The organism is Cupriavidus sp. FW305-27, assembly GCF_058787995.1.
Genome location: NZ_JBYTAG010000003.1, coordinates 122,412 through 142,870, shown reverse-complemented (window position 1 = coordinate 142,870; position 20,459 = coordinate 122,412). Strand labels below are relative to the sequence as shown.

General features: G+C 64.7%; 22 protein-coding genes and 1 pseudogene. 7 read left to right on the top strand and 16 right to left on the bottom strand.

The genetic code is table 11. The features are described from left to right. Positions 1 to 9: 9 nt before the first annotated feature. The 4 genes from AC3WRI_RS02610 to AC3WRI_RS02595 all read right to left on the bottom strand — a co-directional run bounded on the left by AC3WRI_RS02610 (position 10) and on the right by AC3WRI_RS02595 (position 2,590). Positions 10 to 174 carry a hypothetical protein gene (locus tag AC3WRI_RS02610; RefSeq protein WP_010810536.1) on the bottom strand — a complete coding sequence of 55 codons (165 nt, stop codon included), beginning with the start codon at positions 172 to 174 and terminating at the stop codon, positions 10 to 12. A 97-nt stretch (positions 175 to 271) separates the two neighbouring features. Beyond that, a complete protein-coding gene (locus tag AC3WRI_RS02605; RefSeq protein ID WP_010810537.1) occupies positions 272 to 1,432 on the bottom strand; it encodes a DUF1275 domain-containing transporter in 1,161 nt (386 codons plus the stop codon). A 40-nt stretch (positions 1,433 to 1,472) separates the two neighbouring features. Next, the gene (locus AC3WRI_RS02600; RefSeq protein ID WP_439668004.1) at positions 1,473 to 2,303 is read right to left on the bottom strand and encodes a fused MFS/spermidine synthase; all 831 of its coding nucleotides are present in this window, start codon (positions 2,301 to 2,303) and stop codon (positions 1,473 to 1,475) included. 14 nt (positions 2,304 to 2,317) lie between these two features. Beyond that, the gene (locus AC3WRI_RS02595; protein ID WP_136227778.1) at positions 2,318 to 2,590 is read right to left on the bottom strand and encodes an HPr family phosphocarrier protein; all 273 of its coding nucleotides are present in this window, start codon (positions 2,588 to 2,590) and stop codon (positions 2,318 to 2,320) included. 146 nt (positions 2,591 to 2,736) lie between these two features. Between AC3WRI_RS02595 and AC3WRI_RS02590 the strand changes: the two genes are divergently transcribed. Continuing rightward, positions 2,737 to 2,940: a ribbon-helix-helix protein, CopG family gene (locus AC3WRI_RS02590; protein ID WP_010810540.1), complete on the top strand. Its 204-nt coding sequence runs from the start codon at positions 2,737 to 2,739 to the stop codon at positions 2,938 to 2,940. 76 nt (positions 2,941 to 3,016) lie between these two features. On the opposite strand, the gene AC3WRI_RS02585 is transcribed toward AC3WRI_RS02590, so the two are convergent. From AC3WRI_RS02585 to AC3WRI_RS02555, 7 genes are read right to left on the bottom strand one after another with little or no spacing between them, the layout of a single operon-like run. Continuing rightward, positions 3,017 to 3,541: an NADH-quinone oxidoreductase subunit B family protein gene (locus tag AC3WRI_RS02585; RefSeq protein WP_010810541.1), complete on the bottom strand. Its 525-nt coding sequence runs from the start codon at positions 3,539 to 3,541 to the stop codon at positions 3,017 to 3,019. Then, entirely contained in the window at positions 3,541 to 5,091 is a 1,551-nt protein-coding gene (locus AC3WRI_RS02580) for a hydrogenase large subunit (RefSeq protein ID WP_492292500.1), read from the bottom strand. The genes AC3WRI_RS02585 and AC3WRI_RS02580 overlap by 1 nt, the downstream gene beginning before the upstream one ends. A 4-nt stretch (positions 5,092 to 5,095) precedes the next feature. Further along, complete coding sequence (locus tag AC3WRI_RS02575) at positions 5,096 to 6,550, bottom strand: hydrogenase 4 subunit F (protein ID WP_010810543.1); 1,455 nt, start codon at positions 6,548 to 6,550, stop codon at positions 5,096 to 5,098. 1 nt (position 6,551) lies between these two features. Beyond that, a complete protein-coding gene (locus AC3WRI_RS02570; protein ID WP_010810544.1) occupies positions 6,552 to 7,211 on the bottom strand; it encodes a formate hydrogenlyase in 660 nt (219 codons plus the stop codon). Between the two features lie 19 nt (positions 7,212 to 7,230). Next, positions 7,231 to 8,178, bottom strand: a complete 948-nt coding sequence (locus tag AC3WRI_RS02565; protein WP_058697950.1) for a respiratory chain complex I subunit 1 family protein — start codon at positions 8,176 to 8,178, stop codon at positions 7,231 to 7,233. A 10-nt stretch (positions 8,179 to 8,188) separates the two neighbouring features. Then, a complete protein-coding gene (gene hyfB, locus AC3WRI_RS02560) occupies positions 8,189 to 10,210 on the bottom strand; it encodes a hydrogenase 4 subunit B (protein WP_058697951.1) in 2,022 nt (673 codons plus the stop codon). Between the two features lie 3 nt (positions 10,211 to 10,213). Next, on the bottom strand, positions 10,214 to 10,489 hold the full coding sequence (locus tag AC3WRI_RS02555) for a ribbon-helix-helix protein, CopG family (protein WP_010810547.1): 276 nt from the start codon (positions 10,487 to 10,489) through the stop codon (positions 10,214 to 10,216). 295 nt (positions 10,490 to 10,784) lie between these two features. On the opposite strand from AC3WRI_RS02555, the gene AC3WRI_RS02550 reads away from it, so the two are divergent. The 3 genes from AC3WRI_RS02550 to AC3WRI_RS02540 all read left to right on the top strand — a co-directional run bounded on the left by AC3WRI_RS02550 (position 10,785) and on the right by AC3WRI_RS02540 (position 12,646). Next, the gene (locus tag AC3WRI_RS02550; protein ID WP_010810548.1) at positions 10,785 to 11,363 is read left to right on the top strand and encodes an elongation factor P; all 579 of its coding nucleotides are present in this window, start codon (positions 10,785 to 10,787) and stop codon (positions 11,361 to 11,363) included. A gap of 298 nt (positions 11,364 to 11,661) precedes the next feature. Beyond that, positions 11,662 to 11,994: a glycine zipper domain-containing protein gene (locus AC3WRI_RS02545; protein ID WP_010810549.1), complete on the top strand. Its 333-nt coding sequence runs from the start codon at positions 11,662 to 11,664 to the stop codon at positions 11,992 to 11,994. A 235-nt stretch (positions 11,995 to 12,229) separates the two neighbouring features. Continuing rightward, entirely contained in the window at positions 12,230 to 12,646 is a 417-nt protein-coding gene (locus tag AC3WRI_RS02540) for a TraR/DksA family transcriptional regulator (RefSeq protein WP_058697952.1), read from the top strand. A gap of 1 nt (position 12,647) precedes the next feature. Here the strand turns inward: AC3WRI_RS02540 and AC3WRI_RS02535 are convergent, their stop codons facing one another. Next, positions 12,648 to 12,902: a hypothetical protein gene (locus AC3WRI_RS02535; RefSeq protein ID WP_058697953.1), complete on the bottom strand. Its 255-nt coding sequence runs from the start codon at positions 12,900 to 12,902 to the stop codon at positions 12,648 to 12,650. Positions 12,903 to 13,196: 294 nt separating this feature from the next. Between AC3WRI_RS02535 and AC3WRI_RS02530 the strand changes: the two genes are divergently transcribed. The 3 genes and pseudogenes from AC3WRI_RS02530 (at position 13,197) to AC3WRI_RS02520 (ending at position 14,062) form a co-directional block, all read left to right on the top strand. Beyond that, positions 13,197 to 13,523: a hypothetical protein gene (locus AC3WRI_RS02530; RefSeq protein ID WP_010810552.1), complete on the top strand. Its 327-nt coding sequence runs from the start codon at positions 13,197 to 13,199 to the stop codon at positions 13,521 to 13,523. A gap of 176 nt (positions 13,524 to 13,699) precedes the next feature. Then, positions 13,700 to 13,771, top strand: a pseudogene (locus AC3WRI_RS02525) (hypothetical protein); the annotation flags it as partial. Further along, on the top strand, positions 13,751 to 14,062 hold the full coding sequence (locus AC3WRI_RS02520) for a LysR substrate-binding domain-containing protein (protein ID WP_492292498.1): 312 nt from the start codon (positions 13,751 to 13,753) through the stop codon (positions 14,060 to 14,062). The pseudogene AC3WRI_RS02525 and the gene AC3WRI_RS02520, both read left to right, overlap by 21 nt. A 52-nt stretch (positions 14,063 to 14,114) precedes the next feature. On the opposite strand, the gene AC3WRI_RS02515 is transcribed toward AC3WRI_RS02520, so the two are convergent. Genes AC3WRI_RS02515 through AC3WRI_RS02500 form a run of 4 tightly spaced genes read right to left on the bottom strand, consistent with a single transcriptional unit; the run spans position 14,115 to position 20,459 of the window. Beyond that, positions 14,115 to 14,453: a copper-binding protein gene (locus tag AC3WRI_RS02515; RefSeq protein WP_010810554.1), complete on the bottom strand. Its 339-nt coding sequence runs from the start codon at positions 14,451 to 14,453 to the stop codon at positions 14,115 to 14,117. Beyond that, positions 14,450 to 17,620: an efflux RND transporter permease subunit gene (locus AC3WRI_RS02510; RefSeq protein WP_492292496.1), complete on the bottom strand. Its 3,171-nt coding sequence runs from the start codon at positions 17,618 to 17,620 to the stop codon at positions 14,450 to 14,452. The genes AC3WRI_RS02515 and AC3WRI_RS02510 overlap by 4 nt, the downstream gene beginning before the upstream one ends. Then, positions 17,617 to 19,161 carry an efflux RND transporter periplasmic adaptor subunit gene (locus AC3WRI_RS02505; protein ID WP_439668001.1) on the bottom strand — a complete coding sequence of 515 codons (1,545 nt, stop codon included), beginning with the start codon at positions 19,159 to 19,161 and terminating at the stop codon, positions 17,617 to 17,619. The genes AC3WRI_RS02510 and AC3WRI_RS02505 overlap by 4 nt, the downstream gene beginning before the upstream one ends. Beyond that, on the bottom strand, positions 19,158 to 20,459 hold the full coding sequence (locus AC3WRI_RS02500) for a TolC family protein (protein ID WP_058697955.1): 1,302 nt from the start codon (positions 20,457 to 20,459) through the stop codon (positions 19,158 to 19,160). Before AC3WRI_RS02500 ends, AC3WRI_RS02505 begins: the two co-directional genes overlap by 4 nt.

Below are 20,459 nucleotides of genomic sequence, written 5' to 3'. Positions count from 1 at the left end.
CTAGTTCAACTAACGTGCCCCCGGCGGTAGTCTGAGGAATTCCGACGCCTCTTGCATAGCGCTCTCGGCCAGCTCACGGGCATCCTCGCCGCCGCCGGGCGTCATCAGGCCGGCCAGTGCTGCATAGAGCAAGTGGATCAGGTCCACGGCACGGTGATACTGTTCGTCGCTCATCTCTTTCCCTCTACGAGGCCATCGAGCCGTGTCGTCAGCTCAGGCCGGGACCTTGCTGTGGGACTGGCCGATGGCCGCGCCTGATCGGGCCGCCGTTTCATGTGCCTCCCCGCCCAGACAGATGCTGCACAAGCCAGATCATTGCCGACACCGCTGCACCGGCCCAGAGCGTCACGATCACCAGCGCCGCAACGTGGCTGACGGGGCGGTGGGCGGATGCCGCGGCCGCCGCGCGATGCTGGCGCATTACCGCGACCGGAATCCACCGTATTGCCAGCAACAAGCCCAGCGGCACCACCACCACGTCATCCAGATAGCCGAGCACCGGAATGAAATCGGGAAACAGGTCAATGGGCGACAAGGCATAGGCGGCGACCGGCAAGGCCAGTGCTTTCGCATACCATGGCGTGCGGGGATCTTGCGCGGCCAGCCACACGGCGTGCACATCTTCCTTGACTGCGCGAGCCCAACGCCGGGAACGTGCGATCAAATGAGCCAGAAGATCCCGGCGCCACAAATGCAGACGCACATCGTCCAGCACCGGAACCGCAGCGAGGGCAAGCAACAGGGTTGCCAGCGCAAGTGTGGCGCTGAACCCGACGTGCTTGAACCCCAGGGCGCCAATGACGCCGCCGGCAAAGAACAATACGACGAGTGTGATGAGTACCTGCAGCTTATGCCGATTGGCGAGCACCGGCGGCTTGCTCGAATCGGCCCTGGACAGGTTCCAATAGAACAGCTTGCCCAGTTCGATACCGATGTCGGTGACCATGCCGGTCACGTGCGTGGTGCGGATCTCGGCATTCGACAGCTTGGTGACCATGGCATTTTGCAAGCCCATGATGAAACAGAGCACCATGACTGTTGCCGGCACGAACAACCATTCGTGGTGTTCGAGATTGCTGCCTAGCAGGCCAAAACACACCAACAACAAGGCTTCCAGCATGAGCGGCAATGCGTATTCGCTATGCAGTCGCTCGCGCCGGGCCCAGTTGATCAGTACCGCTGAGCAGGCGGCGCCCGCCAGGAACGACAGCAAGGCCCCAAGGCCGTCCAACATCAGCCAGAAACTGCCAAGCGCCAGGTTGTCGGCCATGGCGGACACAACGCCCGACATGTGCGAGGTGTACTGCTGCACGGCCAGGAAGCCGCCTGCGTTGGTTGCTCCGGCCACAAACGCCAGGTAGCAGGCCAGTTGCCGATTGCTGCCGGGACTGCGCTCCTTCCCAGTCAGCTTGCGCAAGTACAGGATAGGCATGGTTGCGTTGGTAAGGAGGCTTGCGCGGGGGAGGGCGGTGTCAATACCGGACCTGCGGTCTTGCCAGCTTCGGCCAGGCCGCACGATCCGACGCAAGGCGCTCGCCGCGTTTCAGGCGGCGAGCGGCCGCGGTCAGGCTTAGCGAATGCGCGGTTTCCAGGATGCGCGCTCGTGCAATCAGCGCGTCCAGGGAGGGCAGCTTGTGCGCCCCCTTCCAGGCAAACAGCGTGTAGTTGGAACTGTCTTCGGAAAGAGAAATCGACATCGACTGGCCGAACGCGGTGCTGACTTCCTCCAGGTAAAGCGGGATATCGGGATCGCTTTCGAGAAAATTCGCGACCAGCACGCCGGTATCGGCCAGGCGGGCATGACAGGCGGCATAGAAGTCTGCCGTCCCCAGCTGCACCGGCATGCCATCGGCCAGAAACCCGTCCACCAGGATCACGTCCGGTCGCGCATCCTGGTTCGCAACATAGTCGGCGCCATCTGCGCAAACCACCTCAAGTCGTTCGTCGTCCGGCGGGATCTGGAATTGCTCGCGCAGGGCGATGACCGCCGGATTAATTTCAATTGCCACGATCTTGGTGTTGGGCAGATGCCGGTAGCAGTACTTGGCAAGCGAACCGCCACCCAGGCCGATCATTGAGATCCTGGCCGGGACTGGGTGCAACAACAGGAATCCCATCATCGTCCGGGTATAGCCCAGCACGAGCTTGTCGGGATCCTTGCGCGACATGAAGCTCTGGGTCGCGAGCGCGTCGAAATGCAGGGACAGGGCGTGCTGGGTTTCCAACACCTTGGGCGTACCGTCGTGGCTCGCCTCGGCAAGGAACTTCAGGTAGGCGTCGAACGAGGTGCGGTCGGCATGCATAGCTCAGGATTCCATCAAAGCGCCTTGGGAAGCGCCTCTCCCCGCAACAATGCCGCGATGGTGACGACAGCGGCGGCTTCGTCCGCTCCGTCCGCCTGGATGCGGATGTGCGTTCCCACCCGGGCGGACAGGCGCATGACCTCCATCACGCGCTTGGCGTTTGCAACCCAGGGGCCACTGGTAAGCAGGATCTCGCACTCAAATTGATTGGCCGTGAAAGCCAGCCGTGCGGAATTCCGCCCTTGAAATGCATTCCCGGCAGTTACCGCTATCGTCACTTCTACCACTGCGCCCCTCATCAAAAAGTTGTGCCCCCTGAAGACTCGTTTGCGCGGGACCGCGCGCCCTGCCAGCATCTACTAAGGCATGCCGGCGCATCTTGGAGATGTATACTATTATAATTCCATTATTATATGATGACATTGTTAGACGCATGGAATCCAAGACTGCCCGCCTGACCGTATTGATCGATCCGGAGAAGAAAAAGGCCTTTGAGGCGCTCTGCGCCGCCCAGGACCAGACGCCATCCCAAGTCGTTCGCCAGATGATTCGCGACTATTTGCAGCAGTACGAGGTGGACTACGCCACCCGGCCGACGCTTGGAGCGCCAAGGTCAGTGGCGAAGGAACGCGGGTGATGCAGGAAGGGGCCAGCCGGTGCCCACGCTCAGGTGCACACCTCAGGTGCACACCGCTGTTGCCAGGGCCGGATCACTAGCGTCTTGTGGCACCGGTCTGCCGGACGGCGCTTAGTATTGCGCGCAGGATCTCTATCGGCGGCGGTGGACAGCCCGGCACCGTTATGTCTACCGGGATGACATTGGCGACGCGGCCGCAGCTCGCATAGCTCTCCCCGAAGATCCCGCCAGTACAGCCACAGTCGCCTATCGCCACCACCAGTTTCGGCTCCGGGGTTGCCGCATAGGTGCGCAGCAGGGCCTCTTCCATATGACGCGAAACGGGTCCCGTCACCAGGAGCATGTCGGCATGGCGCGGGCTTGCGACGAACTTGATGCCCAGGCCTTCGATGTTGTAGTAAGGATTGCCGAGTGCGTGGATTTCCAGTTCGCAGCCATTGCAGGAGCCTGCGTCGACCTGCCGGATCGTCAGCGCCTGCCCGAGAATGTCGAGCAGCTCCCGGTGGATGCGCTGGATGGAGGCGGCCTCGTCCGCCGCGCCGCGCGGAGCAGGCTCAGTAACGATGCCGGTATGTGCGATCTGCCTGAGGATTTTCCACATCAGAGATCGTGCCCTGAATAGCTGAGGTTGAAGGATTTGTTGATCAGCGGAAAGTCCGGCACGATGTTCCCGATGATGGCATGCTCCAGCACCGGCCAGTTCTGCCACGACGGGTCGTGGCAATGGCAGCGCAGAATGCGGCTGTCATCGGCAAGGTCGAGCGCGACCAGGACTTCGCCACGCCAGCCCTCCACCCATCCGACCCCGATGGCGGCGCCGGCGGGCGCTTGCGGAACGATTCGCGTGGCACCCTCCGGCAGGCCTGCACAGATGGCACGGATCAGTCGCAGCGACTCCAGCACCTCATCGAAGCGCACCGCCACCCGGGCGGCGACATCGCCGCCGCGGTGCGTGGCCATCTTCACGGCGACGCTATCGTAGGGCCGCCAGGCATGGTCGCAGCGCAGGTCCGCGGCGCAACCGCTGGCACGTCCGGCCAGGCCGGTAAGCCCAAGCCGGGCGGCAAGCTGCGGCGTGACGCAGCCTGCTCCAAGAAATCGGTCCTGCAGGCCCGCATGTTCGTCGTACACCGCACGCAGCACGCGTACTTCCCGCTCGATGTGACCGCACTGCTGTTCCAGGCGCTCAGCCATGGCTGGTGCCAGGTCTTGCGCAACGCCGCCCGGTACCACGGCGTCCATCATCAGCCGGTGACCGAAAGCCTCTGCGGACAACCGCTGCCAGTCCTCGCGCAGGCGAGAGAATTGCGCCAGGCCGAAGGCCAGCCCCGCGTCATTGCCCAGCGCCCCCAGGTCACCCAGGTGATTGGCCACCCGCTCACGCTCGAGCATCAGGGCGCGCAGCCAGTCCGCCCGCGGTGGAGGCGCGCAGCGCCAGGCGGACTCCAGCGCCATGCAATAGGCCCAGGCATAGGCCACGGTGGAATCGCCCGAGACCCGGCCGGCCAACCGGTAGCCCTCGGGCGGCGCCAGTTCGGTGAAACGCCGCTCGATGCCCTTGTGGGTGTAGCCCAGGTGTTCCTCCAGCCGCAGCACCTTCTCGCCGACCACCGAAAAGCGGAAGTGGCCGGGTTCGATGATGCCGGCATGCACCGGCCCGACCGCGATCTCGTGCACGCCGTCGCCCTCCACGCGCACGAAAGGATAGTTGGCAGGCAATATGCCGCCGGTGGCCGCACCCGCCGGCGCGCCGCCTTGCAGCGGCCGCGCCCCTGCCGGCCACAGGCCGTGGTCCAGCCAGGGCCGGCCATCGCGGCTGTCCTGCACGGGGATACCCACCAGGTCGGTCATGGCACGTTGCATCCGGCCCGCGCATGGGAATACGCCGGCCAGGTCCGGCACGGCGGGCGCGACGCCATCCAGTCGCAGTTCGAGCCACATCAGCCCCCGCGCCGCGGCGTATGTGACGCATGCCGTCAACGTGCCGCCGCTGGCACTCCGATCAACGCCCCACAGCGCAACGAGGCGCCCGCCAGCGTCCGCCACCGCGCGGGCCGTGACCGACCAGCCGTCTGGATCGACCCGGCCATGCCAGACTGGCAGCGGCGCGGGCAACCGCTCCAGGTTGAGGCCGGGATCGGACAGAGTCATCGGTTCAGCTCCCAAGCATTGCGGCTGCCTGCCGGTACCAGGTGTCGAGATAGGGCGGAACATAGAGGCCCAGCATCAGCCCCAGGGCGAGGTGCGTGAACACCGGGACCAGCGCTGGCGGATGCGCCAGCGGCATGAGCGTGGTGTCGCCGAAGACCATCGGCTGCACCCGGCTGAACACCGCGGCGAACGCCAGCCCAAGTGCCAACAGCAGGAAGGGCGTGGCCCACGGCTGTTCGCGCATGGCGGTGGTGACGATCAGGAACTCGCTGGCAAAGACCCCGAACGGGGGCATGCCCAGGATGGCGAGCACTCCTACCATCAGGCCCCAGCCGACCGTGGGACTGACACGGATCAACCCGCGAATATCGTCCATGACTTGCGTGCCCGCCTTCTGCGCGGCGTGGCCGACGGCGAAGAAGATCGCTGACTTGACCAGCGAATGCACCGTCATGTGCAGCAGGCCGGCATAGCTGGCGATCGGCCCGCCCATGCCGAAGGCGAAGGTCATCATGCCCATGTGCTCGATGGACGAATACGCGAACATGCGCTTGATGTCGCGTTGCCGGATCAGGAAGAAGACAGCCGCGACCACCGATAGCAGGCCGAACCCCATCATCAGGCGGCCGGTCAGATGGTTGCCAAGCGCCGCATCGGTCAGCACCTTGCAGCGCAGCACGGCATAGAGCGCCACATTGAGCAGCAGGCCGGAGAGCACGGCGGATACCGGGGTTGGCCCCTCGGCGTGGGCATCGGGCAGCCAGTTGTGCAGTGGGACCAGGCCGACCTTGGTGCCATAGCCGATAAACAGGAAGGCAAACGCCAGCGTGATGATGTTGGGATCGAGCTGGCGCTTGACCGCGTCCAGGTTGGTCCACAGCAGGGCCCCGCCCTCCGGGCCGATGACCTGCTCGGCGGCCATGTACAGCAGCACCGTACCGAACAGCGCCTGGGCAATCCCCACCCCGCACAGGATGAAGTACTTCCAGGCGGCCTCGAGGCTCGCGGCGGTGCGGTAGACGCTGACCAGCAGCACCGTGGTCAGCGTGGCGGCCTCCATCGCAACCCACACGATACCCATATTGTTGGTCGTCAGCGCCAGCAGCATGGTGAAGGTGAAGAGCTGGTACATGCTGTGGTACAGACGCAGCCGCGGCGGCGTCATCTTGCCGTGGTCGTGCTCCACCCGCATGTACGGCCGCGAAAAAATCGAGGTGGTCAGCCCCACGAACGCGGTCAGCGCAACCAGGAAGACGTTCAGGGCATCGATGTAGAACTCCCGGTCCCATGCCAGCATGGGACCATCGGCGACGATTTGCGCCGTCAGCACGCAGGCGGCGAGGAATGTGCCCAGGCTGAAGGCGACATTGATGTCGCGGGCGCGCTCGCGATGTCCCGTCAGCGCCAGCACCAGCCCGCCGGCAAGCGGAAATCCAAGCAGAAAGGCCAGCGCGGTCAACTCAATCCTCCTTCAGCTTCTCAAGGTGACGGATGTCCAGGCTGTCGAACTGCTCGCGGATCTGGAACATGAACACGCCCAGGATCAGCACGCCGATCAGCACATCCAGCGCGATGCCCAGCTCGACCACCATCGGCATGCCATAGGTCGCGGCGGTGGCCGCAAAGAAGAGGCCGTTCTCCATCGCCAGGAAGCCGATGACCTGCGGCACCGCCTTGGAGCGCGTGATCATCATCAGGAAGGACAGCAGCACGCAGGCCAGCGCAATGCCCAGCGTGCCGCTGGCGAGCTTCAGCGACAGCCGCGAGATCGGCATGGTGAGGTTGAAGGCGAAGATCACGACCAGGATGCCGATCAGCATCGTGGTGGGAATGTTGATCAGCGTTTCGACGTCCCTGCGGATCCGGAGACGATCGATCACGCGGTGCAGCAGATAAGGGATGAGCAACGCCTTGAGGATTGCGGTCAGGCCGGCCGACAGGTAGAGGTGCGGCTGGCCCGTCACGTAGCCGACGATAGCCGTGGCCAAGGCCAGGGTCGCACCCTGCAGCGTGAACAAGTTGATCAGCGACAGGATCCGTCGTTGCGAGATCATGGCGAAGGCGAGGATCAACAGCACCGCGCCGAGCAGGTTGACAAACTGGGTGAGGAGTACGGTCACTGGCCTGGCCTCCGGGGGTTCAGCGTGCCAGCAGCAAGTGGACCAGCATGCCGATCACCGCCAGCAGAAAGGCGGTGGCCAGGAACTCCGGCACGCGGAAGATGCGCATCTTGGCGCTCGCCGTCTCCAGCGCCGCCAGCAGGATCCCGCCCACCATGAGCTTGAACAGCAGCGCGGGCAGCGCCAGCAGCATGGCCAGGGGAGCTTGCGCTTCAGCAACGCCCCATGGGAAAAACAGCGCCAGGCCGATGCAGGAATAGGCGAACAGCTTCAGGCTTGCCGCCCACTCAAGGAGGGCCAGATGCCGCCCCGAATATTCCAGGATCAGCGCCTCGTGGATCATCGTCAGCTCGAGGTGGGTGGCGGGATTGTCGACCGGTATGCGGGCGTTCTCGGCCAGGGATACCATGGTGAACGCCACGCCGGCAAACGCCAGGCCGGGATAGATGGCCAGGTCCCGGTGAGCAATCGTCTCGACGATGGTGGTGAGCGAGGTCGACTTGGAGACCAGCGAGGCGGAGAACAGCACCATCAGCAGCGCCGGTTCCGCCAGGAAGCCGATCAGCATCTCGCGCCGCGCTCCCAGGGACCCGAAAGCGGTGCCGACGTCCATCGCCGCCAGCGAGATGAAAACCCGCGCCAGCGCGAACAGGCCGACCAGGGCAATCGCGTCGGCGGCCGGTGCCAGTGGCAGATCGGTGGACACGGTCGGGACGATCGAGCAAGCCAGCGCCATGCAGCCGAACACCACGTAAGGCGTGGCGCGGAACAGCGGCGAGGCATTGTCCGCGACCACCGAGTCCTTGTTGAACAGCTTGTGCAGCATGCGATAGGGCTGCCAGAGGCTGGGTGCCGACTTGTTCTGCAGCCAGGCGCGCCACTGATTGACCCAGCCGGTCAGCAGCGGCGCCAGCGCGATCGAGATCACGATCTCAAGCAGCTGTGACAGGATCCCGGTCAGGTTCATGCGGCCCTCTTCACATCACGGCCAGCAGCGTGGCGGCCAGGGTCAGGAAGCTGTACAGCAGGTAAACCGAGATGCGTCCCTGTTGCATCAGGCCGATCAGCCGGGCCAGGTACGACGCCAGATCGATCACGGGGACATACATCCAGCGCCAAAAATGATCCGCCACTGTGACCCGGTAGTGCGGCTGCTCATCGAATGGCGTCGGCAGGTCGCGGCGCATCAGGAAAAACGGCTCAAAGATCTGGCGGATCGGCTGCCCGAACCCCTCGGCAGTGTCCTGCATGCGCGCGGTGCCCCAGGGAAAGCCGCAAGCCCAGGGCGGGCTGCGGCGAAGCCGACCGTGGTACAAGCGGCGCACCAGCAGGTAGGCGAGCGCAACGCTGGCCAGGATGCCTGACAGGAAAATAACCGGCCCGTAGCTGGCCTGGGCCAGGCCATTCGGCGCCAGCAGCCAGCTGCTGGCCGCGGTCCGGGCGCCGAGTCCGCTCGCCACCAGTTGCTGCGTCACCGGATCGATCAGCTGGACGAATTGCGTCGGCAGCAGGCCAAGCGCGATGCAGCCCAGCGCCAGCCACAGCATGCCCGCGCGCTCCCAACGGCCGGCGTCGTGCGCGTTGGCCAGACTGGGCTCACGGGGCTGGCCGAGGAAGACCACGCCGAAGAACTTGACCATGGTGTAACCGGCCAGTGCCGCCACCAGCGCAATCAGCGCGGCGACCACCGGGATCAGCATGGTCAGTATCGGTTCCGGCAGACCAGGCGTGAACAGGAAGCTCTGCAGCAGCAGCCACTCCGAGACGAAACCGCCAAGCGGCGGCAGCCCGGCGCTGGCCAGCACGCCCAGCAGTGTCAGCCAGCCCACCCATGGCATGTAGCGAATCAGTCCGCCTAGCTTGCCCAGGCTTCTCTCGGTGGTGGCATGCAGCACGCTACCGGTTCCCAGAAAAAGCAGGCTTTTGAAGAATGCATGGCTGGCGACATGGTAGAGCGCGGCCGTCAGGGCGAGGGCGGCCATCGGCTTCATGCCGTAGGCCGAGAACAGCAGTGTCAGCCCCATGGCAACGAAGAGCAGGCCCATGTTCTCGATCGACGAATAAGCCAGCAGCCGCTTCATGTCGGTCTGAACAGCTGCGAAGACCACGCCGAACAGCGCGGTGGCCAATCCAATCGCCAGCAGCAATCCGCCCCACCACCACAGGCGCATCGGCAGCAGGTCGAAAGATACGCGCAACAGGCCGTAGATGGCAGTGTTGAGCATGACGCCGCTCATCATTGCCGATACCGGTGACGGCGCGGCCGGATGCGCCTCCGGCAGCCAGATGTGCAGAGGCAGGATGCCGGCCTTGGCGCCGAATCCGAACAACGCGAGCAGGAAACCGGCGGAGGCCCAGAACGGTGTCAGCGCCTGGGCGCGCATGTTGGCAAATGTATAGTCGCCGGTATTGGCCTGCAGCACGCCAAAGCACAGCAGAATCGCAATCGCCCCGATGCGCGCCATCGTGATGTAGAGATAGCCGGCGGCGCGCACTTCGGCGATGCGGTGGTTGGCGGTCACCAGGAAGAATGAAGCCAGGGCCATGGTTTCCCACATCACCATGAACGAGTAGGCGTCGTCGGCCAGGATCACCCCGGCCATGCTGGCAAGAAACAGGTGGTATTCAAGACAAAGCAGGCCTGGCGGCGTACCTTCGCCCGTGCGGAAGTAGCCAGCCGCAAACGTGGAGATGCCAGCCGCCGCTCCCCCCATTACCATCAGGAAGTAGGCGGACAGGCTGTCGAGCCGGACGTGGAACGGCAGCGATGGCAGGCCAATGGGCAGCACGGCGGCCTCGGGCGTGCCGGACACAGCGTGCAGCGCCAGGCTGAACAGCGCAAGCCCTAGCAGTCCCCCGATGGGGAACAGCACGTGGGATACCAGGGCAAACCGATGCAGCGCCAGGACCCCTGCCACGCCGATAAGCAGCCAGGCCCCAACCACAACAAGCATCCAGTCGAGATGGAGCCATTGCGTGAGAGGGGGCACGGTGCTCATGGATCAGGCTCCACGACGGGTCGTACGGCGCTTGGCAGGAGGTGCCGCGTCGCGCCGCGACGACGCGCCGACCGGTGGCCTCTCTTTGCCCTTGGCTTCCGCCTTGTCCGTGCCTACGCCGCTGGGCACGTACTGGACGCCATGCTGGGCCAGGTAGTCGCGGATAAGCCGCCGTATCACCTGCGAGGCAGTCAGATCCTGTTGTGCGCAGAGGCGCTCGAAGGCGGCCTTCTTGTTGGGATCGATGAGCAACGTAAGCCGAGCGGTCTTTTGCTCCATGGGATCCTCAAGATGGCAATACGATGATTACATGAATCACATCATAGATGATGGCCATGCGAATCAAAAGGCCTGGACGCTGCCATTCCTTTACTCGCTGCAACCAGGGCAAATACACTGGACGGCGTCGCACATTCGTCGCTGGCGTTTCCTGCTGTCAGCCTAGTGCATGCGGCGCTGCAGCATCCCGCTGTCGCCGGTGCGCAATTCTCCCAATGCGGTCAGCGCCATCGAGTTTCTCGTTCCGCGTGTGCTAGGCTGAAGGCGAAATCCTGCCGCCCACGCGGAGACACCAATGGTCGAAGCTTCCGAACTGAAGTCGGGCATGGTCATCATGCTTGAAGGTGAACTTCATAGCGTTACCAGCGCCGGGTACCACGCCGGCGGCGGCCAACAGGGGAGCGCAGTTTTCGCCAAGTTCAAGAGCCTTAAGACTGGCCACATCAAGGAGTTGCGGTTACACCCGGGCAACAAGCTCGAAGAGGTCGCGCTTGATCACCAGGAGATGGAATATCTGTACACCGATGGTGACGCCTTTTTCTTCATGAATCCCGACACCTTCGAGCAGATCAGTTTTCCTGCGGAAACCATGGGCGCATACCAGAAGTTTCTTCGTCCCAATATGCGAATCCCGGTGCAGCTTTATGAGGGCGAGCCAGTCACCATCGCATTCCCCCCTGCGGTCGAGGTAACCATCATGTCCACGCCGCCGGGCCTGCACGAGCATGAATCCTCTACCTTCAAGGCTGCCACGCTGGAGAACGGCATGGAAGTTCTCGTTCCTCAGTTCGTCAAGGAAGGGGACACGGTGCGAATCGAGGTCGCTTCAGGAAAATATTTGGAGCGGATAAGGCGAGGGACGCGAAAGGCGTGACTCCGGTGCCGCGCCACTCCCTGCATGCGCAGCGCCGCGTACAGTTCCGGCGGGACGGGGGCGGCAGCGTCGGCAGTACCGCATTCGGCACCTGATAGCCATCAGCGACAAAAGGCTTGGCGCGTAAGCGCGGCGATACTTCCGTCGCATTGGTTCTACGGTCCTCTTGCCTCCTTGCGGACGGCTTCGTCGTAGCGTGTTCTTTGTCATGCCGGGCTGTCAGCCCAGTCCTATATTTGACACAGTGCCAATCGTGCTGCGCGACGCACCGCGATGATTTCGCTAACAGGAGGGCAAGATGAACGACATCCAATCTGATTTCTCTATGCGCAAGGACGCATTGGCCCGCGACGTCGATACGCTGATGGCCGACGTTCAGGCACTTCTTCATGATGTCAAAGCCGAAACCGGCGTAGGGACCAGCCTTGAGCGCCATGCACTCAAGGCCCGGCAGCGCGCGCTGCAGGAGCGCATCGTTACGCTGCGCGAAGAAAGCCGCGCCAAAGTCTCCGAGTGGGCGACAACGACCGATCGCTACGTTCATGAGCATCCGTGGCAAAGCATGGGTACTGTGGCCGCCATCGCGGCTACCACAGGCGCTATCGTCGCGCTGGCTGCCAGCCACCGTTAGGTATTCGTGACTGAGGGACCGGCACGGCAGTGACCCGTGCTGGTCCCGCAAGGGGCACGTGTTTTTTGCCATGCCGGCAAATGGCTACAGCCCCTTGCGGGAGCCGCGATCTAAGTGGCGACACATCTGAGCGGCAATACAACAACTGTGCCCGCCAGGTGCGATTGCCCAGACGCGCTACGCTGGACGGTCTGCTTACGTGCGACCCGCAGGATGTTTACCCAGGAGGCCAGTCATGGACGGGCTGACAAAGGAAGAGTTGGCGAAGTTGGTGGCCCAAATGGACGCTGAGGAGTTGCGCATTCGTGCCGTCGCCGGAACCGCGGATTCGCCTGTTGTGGCGCCAACACAACGTGAACACCTTGACGATGGTGAAGTGGCGGACGAAAAGACTGTGCAGCGCCAGGGCGACGCGATGCTGAAACACTATCGCATGCAACTGGCTGACATTGAAGCAGCCCGGTCACGGATGAGGAGCGGCCAGTATGGCGTCTGTATTGACTGCCAGCAGGCCATCCGTTTCGCCCGCCTGCAAGCGTACCCGACCGCCACGCGCTGCACGGCATGCCAGAATCTCCACGAACACCGCCATCCCCGCCAGGCGCAGGAGACGCGCCGACCGGCTTCCGCAGATCTTTCGTCGCCGGACTGACTTACTCGTTCCTGAGATCAATGCCGAAGCCGCCCGCCAGTTCACAATCGATGATCCCGGCGGCGTAGGCGAAAAGCCAGTCCTCTGCCTCCTCCAGCGTTGCGGGCGGGTGGGGCCAGTCCGGCGTAAAGCGGATGCCCATGTCCTCATTGCGCGTGGAGATCTGGACTCGCCCGCCTGGCTTGCCTGGCTCAATCACCTCCGGCACGAAGAGCGCAACGTGGAATCCCTTGTAAGACCGCTTTTTTTCCAGCATTTCAGCCTCCGGCAATTTACGATGTCCGTAGCTCAGCCCGAGCGCCGGACTGTCTTGAATTCAAGATATAGCGAGGCGCGGCTAATGCCTAGTAATGCCGCGGAACCCCGGCGATCACATCGGAGCGTGCGGTTGAATTTGACCTAGACTGAAAAAGTGCCTTCGCGCGCTTCGAGGCTGGGCAATGGAGCTTCATTGGCAGCCAACTGATGCGGGCGAATGACAATGGCACAGGCAACACACAATCATCTGCTGCCTGAACTCATGTGGATTGGTGTTCACGAAGGGGGCATCATGTTGCAAGCCAGTGAAATGCAGCAACGTTTTAGTCATCTGCAGCAAACCATCAGCGAGACATCCCGGACTTGTCATGCCGATACGGGGATTCCACAAGACTTGATGAACTGGGTGGATGAGCTCGACAAGGAGTGCAAATCGGCATCGAAGGTCGTGTCTTCCAAGGATGAGGATCGGATCCGGCAGTGGGTCGATGATCTCGAACGGATCGGTGATCGTGCAGACCGCGCTTGCCAGCAGGCCGGCAGTCTCGATGCAAAGGTCAAGGATGCAGTCAGTTCGATGCATTCGGAACTTGCTGACCTGAAGCGCCAACTGCACTAACTTATCTGACAGCCCCGGTCCAACCAGCCGGGGCTGATTGCATGCGCCGCGGTCAAGGCGCGCACGATCTCAGGCCGCAGGCAAGGCCAGGTTGCACCTGCACCCCGCCTGCATAGGCGGCCTCCCTCAGCCCTGCAGGGCACCCAAAATCACCTCCTGCACACGCGCTTTCCAGGCGGATCAGCGCGCTGGAGAAGGCCATTGGCCTGCGGCTGCTGCATCGCACGATGCGCAAGGTCGAGCTGACCGAGGCCGGGCAGCTCTACTACGAGCGCTGCAAGCGCATCTGGACGAAGCACGGATCGCCCACGAGCAACTGGGGGAGATGCTGCCGCCTGGCAATGCTGGGCCTGGGCGTGGTCTTGCTGGCCGAGGAGGTGGCGGCAGAGGACGTGGCGGCCGGCCGCCTGCGCCGGATATTGCCTGGCAGGCAGACCAGGCCGACGCCGGTCTATGCCCTGACCGAAACACGCTTGCTGCCGGCAAAGACACAGCGCTTTATCGAGTTCCTGAAGGAGTGTCTGGGCACCAAAGCGTGAGCACACAGTGATTGCGCGCCGAACGCGCAATCACCTCCAGCGACGGTAGCCCTCACTTGCGCCGCATTTGCATGACCGTAGGCTTGCCATCAACGTTGTCGAACGTCACGGATACCGCCTCGCCCTCCTTGAAATCCTTCAGCGATGCGCGATCCTTGACGGGGAACGCCATGGTCATCGGTCCCATGCCGAGGTTGGCGATCGGTCCGTGCCTGAGCGTGACCTTGCCGGCCTGCGCATCGATCTTCTTGATCTCGGCTGCCACGGGTTGCGGCGCCTGCTGCGCGGGTGCGGACGGCTTCATGTCCATGCCGTCCATCGATCCCGCTGCGAATGCGGCCGGCGTGGTGGCGAAAGCCAGCGCAAGGGCGAGCGTCTTGATGGAATTCATAGTGGTTCCTTCTGAAGTGAGGGGTGTACGGAAACTGGTTGAGGTCTGGTCTGGCGCCGGCGCATCAGCAAATACACCGCCGGCACCACGAAGAGCGAAAGCAATGGCGCGGTGAGCATGCCGCCCACCATCGGCGCGGCAATGCGCTGCATGACCTCGGAGCCGGTGCCATGCGACCACATGATCGGCACCAGGCCGGCAAGGATGACGGCGACGGTCATTGCCTTGGGGCGCACGCGCAGCACCGCGCCTTCCTGGATGGCCTCAAGCAGCGCGGACAGGCTGGCATCGCCCTGGTTCGCGCGCGCGGTCCATGCCTGCTTCAGGTAGAGCAGCATGATCACGCCGAATTCCGCCGCCACGCCCGCCAGCGCGATGAAGCCGACCACGCCGGCAACCGACAGGTTGTAGCCCAGCAGGTAGAGCAGCCAGAAGCCGCCGATCAGCGCCAGCGGCAGCGTGCCCATGATGAGCAGGGCTTCATCGAGACGGCCGAACACCAGGTACAGCAGCACGAAGATGATCAGCAGCGTGAACGGCACTACCACCTTCAGCTTTGCGGCGGCCCGCTCCAGGTATTCGAACTGCCCCGACCAGCTCAGCGAATAGCCAGCCGGCATCGGCACCGCTTTCGCAACGGCGGCCTGCATATCCCGGACGGCCGAGCGCAGGTCACGCCCGCGGATGTCGACATACACCCAGCCCGACAGTCGCGCGTTTTCGCTGCGCAGCATCGGCGCTCCCTGCACCACCTGGATGCGCGCCACGTCGGACAGCACGATCTGCTGGCCCTTGTCCGTGACGATGGGCAGGCTGCGCAGTTGCTCCACCGAGTCGCGGTAGTCGCGCGGGTAGCGTACGTTGATAGGGAAGCGCGCCAGCCCGTCGACGACCTCGCCCACATTGTCGCCGCCGATGGCCGACGATACCACGCTCTGCACATCCGCGATGTTCAGCCCGTAGCGGCCCGCCGCCACGCGATTGATGTCGATATCGACATAGCGCCCGCCGCTCAGCCGCTCGGCCAGTGCCGACGTCACCCCCGGCACTGTCCTGACGGCTTCCTCGATGCGCGTTGCCAGGCGATCGATCTCCTTCAGGTCCGCGCCCGCCACCTTGATGCCGACCGGGCTCTTGATGCCGGTGGCAAGCATGTCGATGCGGTTGCGGATCGGCGGCACCCAGATGTTGGACAGGCCCGGCACCTTGACCACGCGATCGAGCTCTTCCACCAGCTTGTCGGTGGTCATGCCGGCACGCCACTGGTCGCGCGGCTTGAACTGGATGGTGGTCTCGAACATCTCGAGGGGCGCCGGATCGGTCGCGGTATCGGCGCGGCCGGCCTTGCCGAATACGGTCGCCACCTCGGGCACGGTCCTGATCAGGCGGTCGGTCTGTTGCAGCAGCTGCGCCGCCTTGCCGGCGGAAAGGCCTGGCAATGCCGACGGCATATAGAGCAGGTCGCCCTCGTCGAGCGGCGGCATGAATTCGGCGCCGGTACGCAGCATCGGCCACGCAGTCGCGGCCAGCAGCACTGCGGCGACCGCAAAGGTGGTCTTCGGGTAGGCCAGCACCCGTGCCAGCACCGGCCGATAGGCGCGGATCAGCCATCGGTTCAAGGGGTTGGACTGCTCCGAAGGAATCCTGCCGCGGATCATGTAGCCCATCAGCACCGGCACCAGCGTCACCGACAGGCCCGCCGCCGCGGCCATGGAATAGGTCTTGGTAAAGGCCAGCGGCGAGAACAGCCGGCCCTCCTGCGCCTCCAGCGTAAAGACCGGGATAAACGACAGCGTGATGATCAGCAGCGAGAAGAACAGCGCGGGCCCGACCTCGGTGGCGGCCCGGCCGATCACGCCCCAGCGCTCGTTCCCTGCCAGCTCCCGGCCGGGGTTCTCGGCATGCCAGTGTTCCAGCTGCTTGTGCGCGTTCTCGATCATCACGACCGCGGCATCGACCATGGCGCCAATGGCAATGGCAATGCCGCCCAGCGACATGATGTTGGCATTGATGCCCTGGTAGCGCATCACCAAAAAGGCGGCCAGCACGCCCAGCGGCAGCGACACGATCGCCACCAGCGCGGAACGCAGGTGGAACAGGAACAGCAGGCACACCAGCGCGACCACGGCGAACTCTTCGGCCAGCTTGTGTGTCAGGTTTTCCACCGCGCGCTTGATCAGCGCGGAGCGGTCGTAGGTGGTGACGATCTGCACACCGGCAGGCAGGCTCTTCTGCAGCGTGGCTAGCTTCGCCTTGACCGCCTCGATGGTTTCCAGCGCGTTCTTGCCTGAGCGCATCACGATCACGCCGCCGGCAACCTCGCCCTGGCCGTCAAGTTCGGCGATGCCGCGCCGCATCTCCGGGCCGAGCTGGACGATGGCGACATCGCCCAGCCGCACAGGAATGCCGGCATCGCTGGTCACCAGCGGAATCTGCCGGAAATCGTCGAGCGTCTTCAGGTAGCCGCTGGCGCGCACCATATACTCTGCCTCGCCCATTTCCAGCACCGACCCGCCGGCCTCCTGGTTGGCGCCCCTGAGCGCCGCCAGCACCTTGCCCTGCGACAGGTTGTAGGCGCGCATCCGGTCCGGCAGCAGCACCACCTGGTACTGCTTCACCATGCCGCCCAGCGAAGCGACCTCGGCCACATTGGGCAGCGATTTCAGTTCGAAGCGCAGGAACCAGTCCTGCAGTGCGCGCAACTGGCCGAGGTCATGCTGGCCGGTCTTGTCCACCAGCGCGTACTCGTAGATCCAGCCGACGCCGGTGGCATCCGGCCCCAGCGCCGGCCTGGCCGCGGCGGGCAGGCGGGACTGCACCTGGTTCAGGTATTCCAGCACGCGCGAGCGCGCCCAGTACAGGTCGGTGCCATCCTCGAACAGCACATAGACGAACGAATCGCCAAAGAAAGAGTAACCCCGGACCGTCCTGGCGCCGGGCACCGACAGCATGGTGGTGGTCAGCGGATACGTAACCTGGTTCTCGACGATCTGCGGCGCCTGGCCCGGGAAGGGCGTGCGGATGATCACTTGCACATCGGACAGGTCGGGGAGGGCGTCGAGCGGCGTGCTTCGCACCGCCCACAGGCCCCATGCGGTCAGCATCACCGTGGCCAGCAGGACCAGGATGCGGTGGCGGATCGAGGCCAGGATCAGGCGCGCGATCATGGCCGGGCTCCCTGGGCGGTGCCGGCGGGCTCGACCGACGACAGCATGGCCGCGCCGTCGCGGTCCAGGTGGAAGCGGAAGCGGATGCGGTCGCCAGGCTTCAGTCCCTTGGGCAGGCCCGTCGGCGGCGCGGCGAAATCCATGGTCATCGCACCCCACTGTGCCGACGGGATGGGGCCATGCGAGATGGTCAGGCTCTCGCTGCCGTTCACGGCTTCGATGCGGCCTGTGCCTTCATGCTCGGCCGATGGTGCGGCAGGTGCGGAGGCCGCAGGCGGGGCGGACATGCGTTGCGCGCTGCCGCGCAGGCTGGCTTCCGAGTCGATCAGGAACTGGCCGGACGTGACCACTTTCTGTCCCGGCGCCAGTCCGTCCAGCACCTCGACCATGCCATCGGCCTCGCGGCCGGTCTTGATCTCGGTGGCAACGAACCCTGCCTGGCCGGCATCGACCATGACGATACTGCGCTGGCCGGTGCGGATGACCGACTCCGACGGGATCAGCAACGCTTCCTTCTGGGCGCCACTGTCGAAGCCGACCGTGACAAACATGCCCGGCAGCAGGCGCCTGCCGGGGTTGGGCAGGATGATGCGGGCCTTGACGGTGCGGGTCGCCGGGTTGACGTCGGGAAGGATGGCGTCGACCTTGCCGGCAAGGGGGCTGGCCGTGCCGCCCTGCAGTACCGTGGCCGCCGCGCCGGGCCGGATGGTGCCGGCCTGGCCCTCTGGTACCTCGGCAATCACCCACACCTGGCTCAGGTCAGCCAGGCGGAACAGCGTCATGCCCGGCGACACGGTCATGCCCTCGCGCACCGCCACCTCGGTCACGAGGCCATCGACCGGGCTGGCGATGGCAACACCGGGCTGCGGCTTGCCGGATCTTTCGACCGCACTGACCTGGCCCGGCGTCATGCCTGCCTGCAGCATGCGATTCCTGGCAGCACTGCGCAGGTCGTCCAGATGCGCGCTCGCTGCCATGCGTGACACGGCCAGGTATTCCTCTTGCGCCGCGACCCAGTCGGGCGAGTACAGGGTGACCAGCGCCTGTCCGCGCCGGACCGGGTCAAGGGTGGCCCGGACCGCGACGTGCTGCACAAAGGCGTTGGTGCGCGCCTGGATGACCTGCACGCTGCGTTCGTCGATGGCGACATTGCCGGGCACCTGTAGCATCGCGGCCAGCCGTCCAGGCTTTGCCTCGGTAGTGCGAATGCCGAGGTTTTGCGCGACATGGCTGTCGACGGTGACACCGCTGCCGCTGCCATCGCCGTCCGCGTAGACCGGCACCAGTTGCATCTCCATGAAGGGAGATTTGCCCGGCTTGTCGAAGCGCTGGCCCGGCACCATGGGATCGTGCCAGTACAGGATCTTCCTGCCGGTCTTCGGGTCGATGTCGCCGGCCTTGAGCACGGTGGATTGCGCGCCAGCCGTGCTCGACGGTTGCGCAGTCTGTGTGCCGCGCGTGAACCCGAAGTGGTAAGCGCCGTAGAGGGCGATGCCGGCGACGACCAGCCCGGCTGCTGCTGCAATGATGTGCTTCTTCATTTTGCCTCCCTCACTGCGGCTTCGGCCTGGGCGGTAGGCAATGGCACCAGGTAGTTCAGGTCCGCCCACAGCTTCGCGGTCTTTGCCTCAAGCAGCAGGCGATCCATGGCGGTGTCGATGGCGCGATGGTTGGCTTCGGCGACCGCCGCCAAGGTGCCCGTGCTGGCGCGGTAGGCCGTCAGTGCCGCATCCGCCTGTGCCCGCGCGAGCGGCAAGGTCTTGTCGTCGTAGCGCCGCAGCCGGTCAAGGTTGCGCTGCAGCTCGGCCAGCCTGGCGCCGACCATGGCCTGGGTATTGCGCCGGACCATTTCCAGCCTGGCCCGCGCGTCATTGGCCTGCGCCAGCCGCGCACTGATTTCGCGGTCCTGGCGGTTGCCCCGGTCCCACGGCAATGGGAAGCTGACATTGAGCGAGCCCATGTTCGAGTAGGCCGAGCCGCGCTGGCTGTACATCAGCTCGACCGTCACGTCCGGCTTGCGGGCTTCCGTTGCCACCTGGATTTCCGATTCGGCCAGCGCCACGTCGCGCTGCGCAGCCGACAGTTCGGGCACGGCCTCGAACTCGCCCCTGGCGAGTTGCCGGGCGCCCGGCGGCACTTCAAGCGGTGGCCGCTCCGACAGCGGGCGCCGCGCAGCGGCGCCGACCCAGCGCTCCAGGTTCAGCGTGGCCGTTGCCAGCGCGGCGCGGTTCTCGTCCTCGCGGTCGTGCAGCTTCTGGATTTCCAGCTCCATCGCCAGTACCTCCGCACGCGAGCCGCGCCCGCCGCGGTAGGCCGCGGTGGCGGCCTGCAGCGCCAGTTCAAGCGGATGGCCGTGATGGCCGAGCAGCACGCCGGCCTGCTCCGCATACCACCGGTCGAGCCAGGCATTGACCGCATTGCGCTGCACGCCTGCCAGCCCCACTGTGCGCTGCGCGTCGGCAGCGGCGGCTTCGGCTTCGAAGCGCGCGGCCCTGGCGCGGCGCTTGTCCGCGCGCGTGAATTCCTGCATCACCGAGATCGAGCGCATGGTCATGGAATCCCGGCTCAGCGAGAACGCGTCCGAGCCGTTGACCGGCACGTTGTTGACGCCGAGCTTGAGCACGGGATCCGGCAGGCGGCCGGCGGCGACGGCCATTTGCCCGGCGGCCTCCACGGCGCCGCGCGACGATTCGGCGTCGCCGGCATGGGCGCTCGCGATCGCGACGGCTTCCTCAAGGGAGAGGGAAGGGGCGGATTGCCCGGGCGCGCCTTGCGGCGCAGCCAGGCCGATTGCGGGCGCGCTGAGCAGCGCCACGGTCAGGTGACGTAGAAAAAGCAT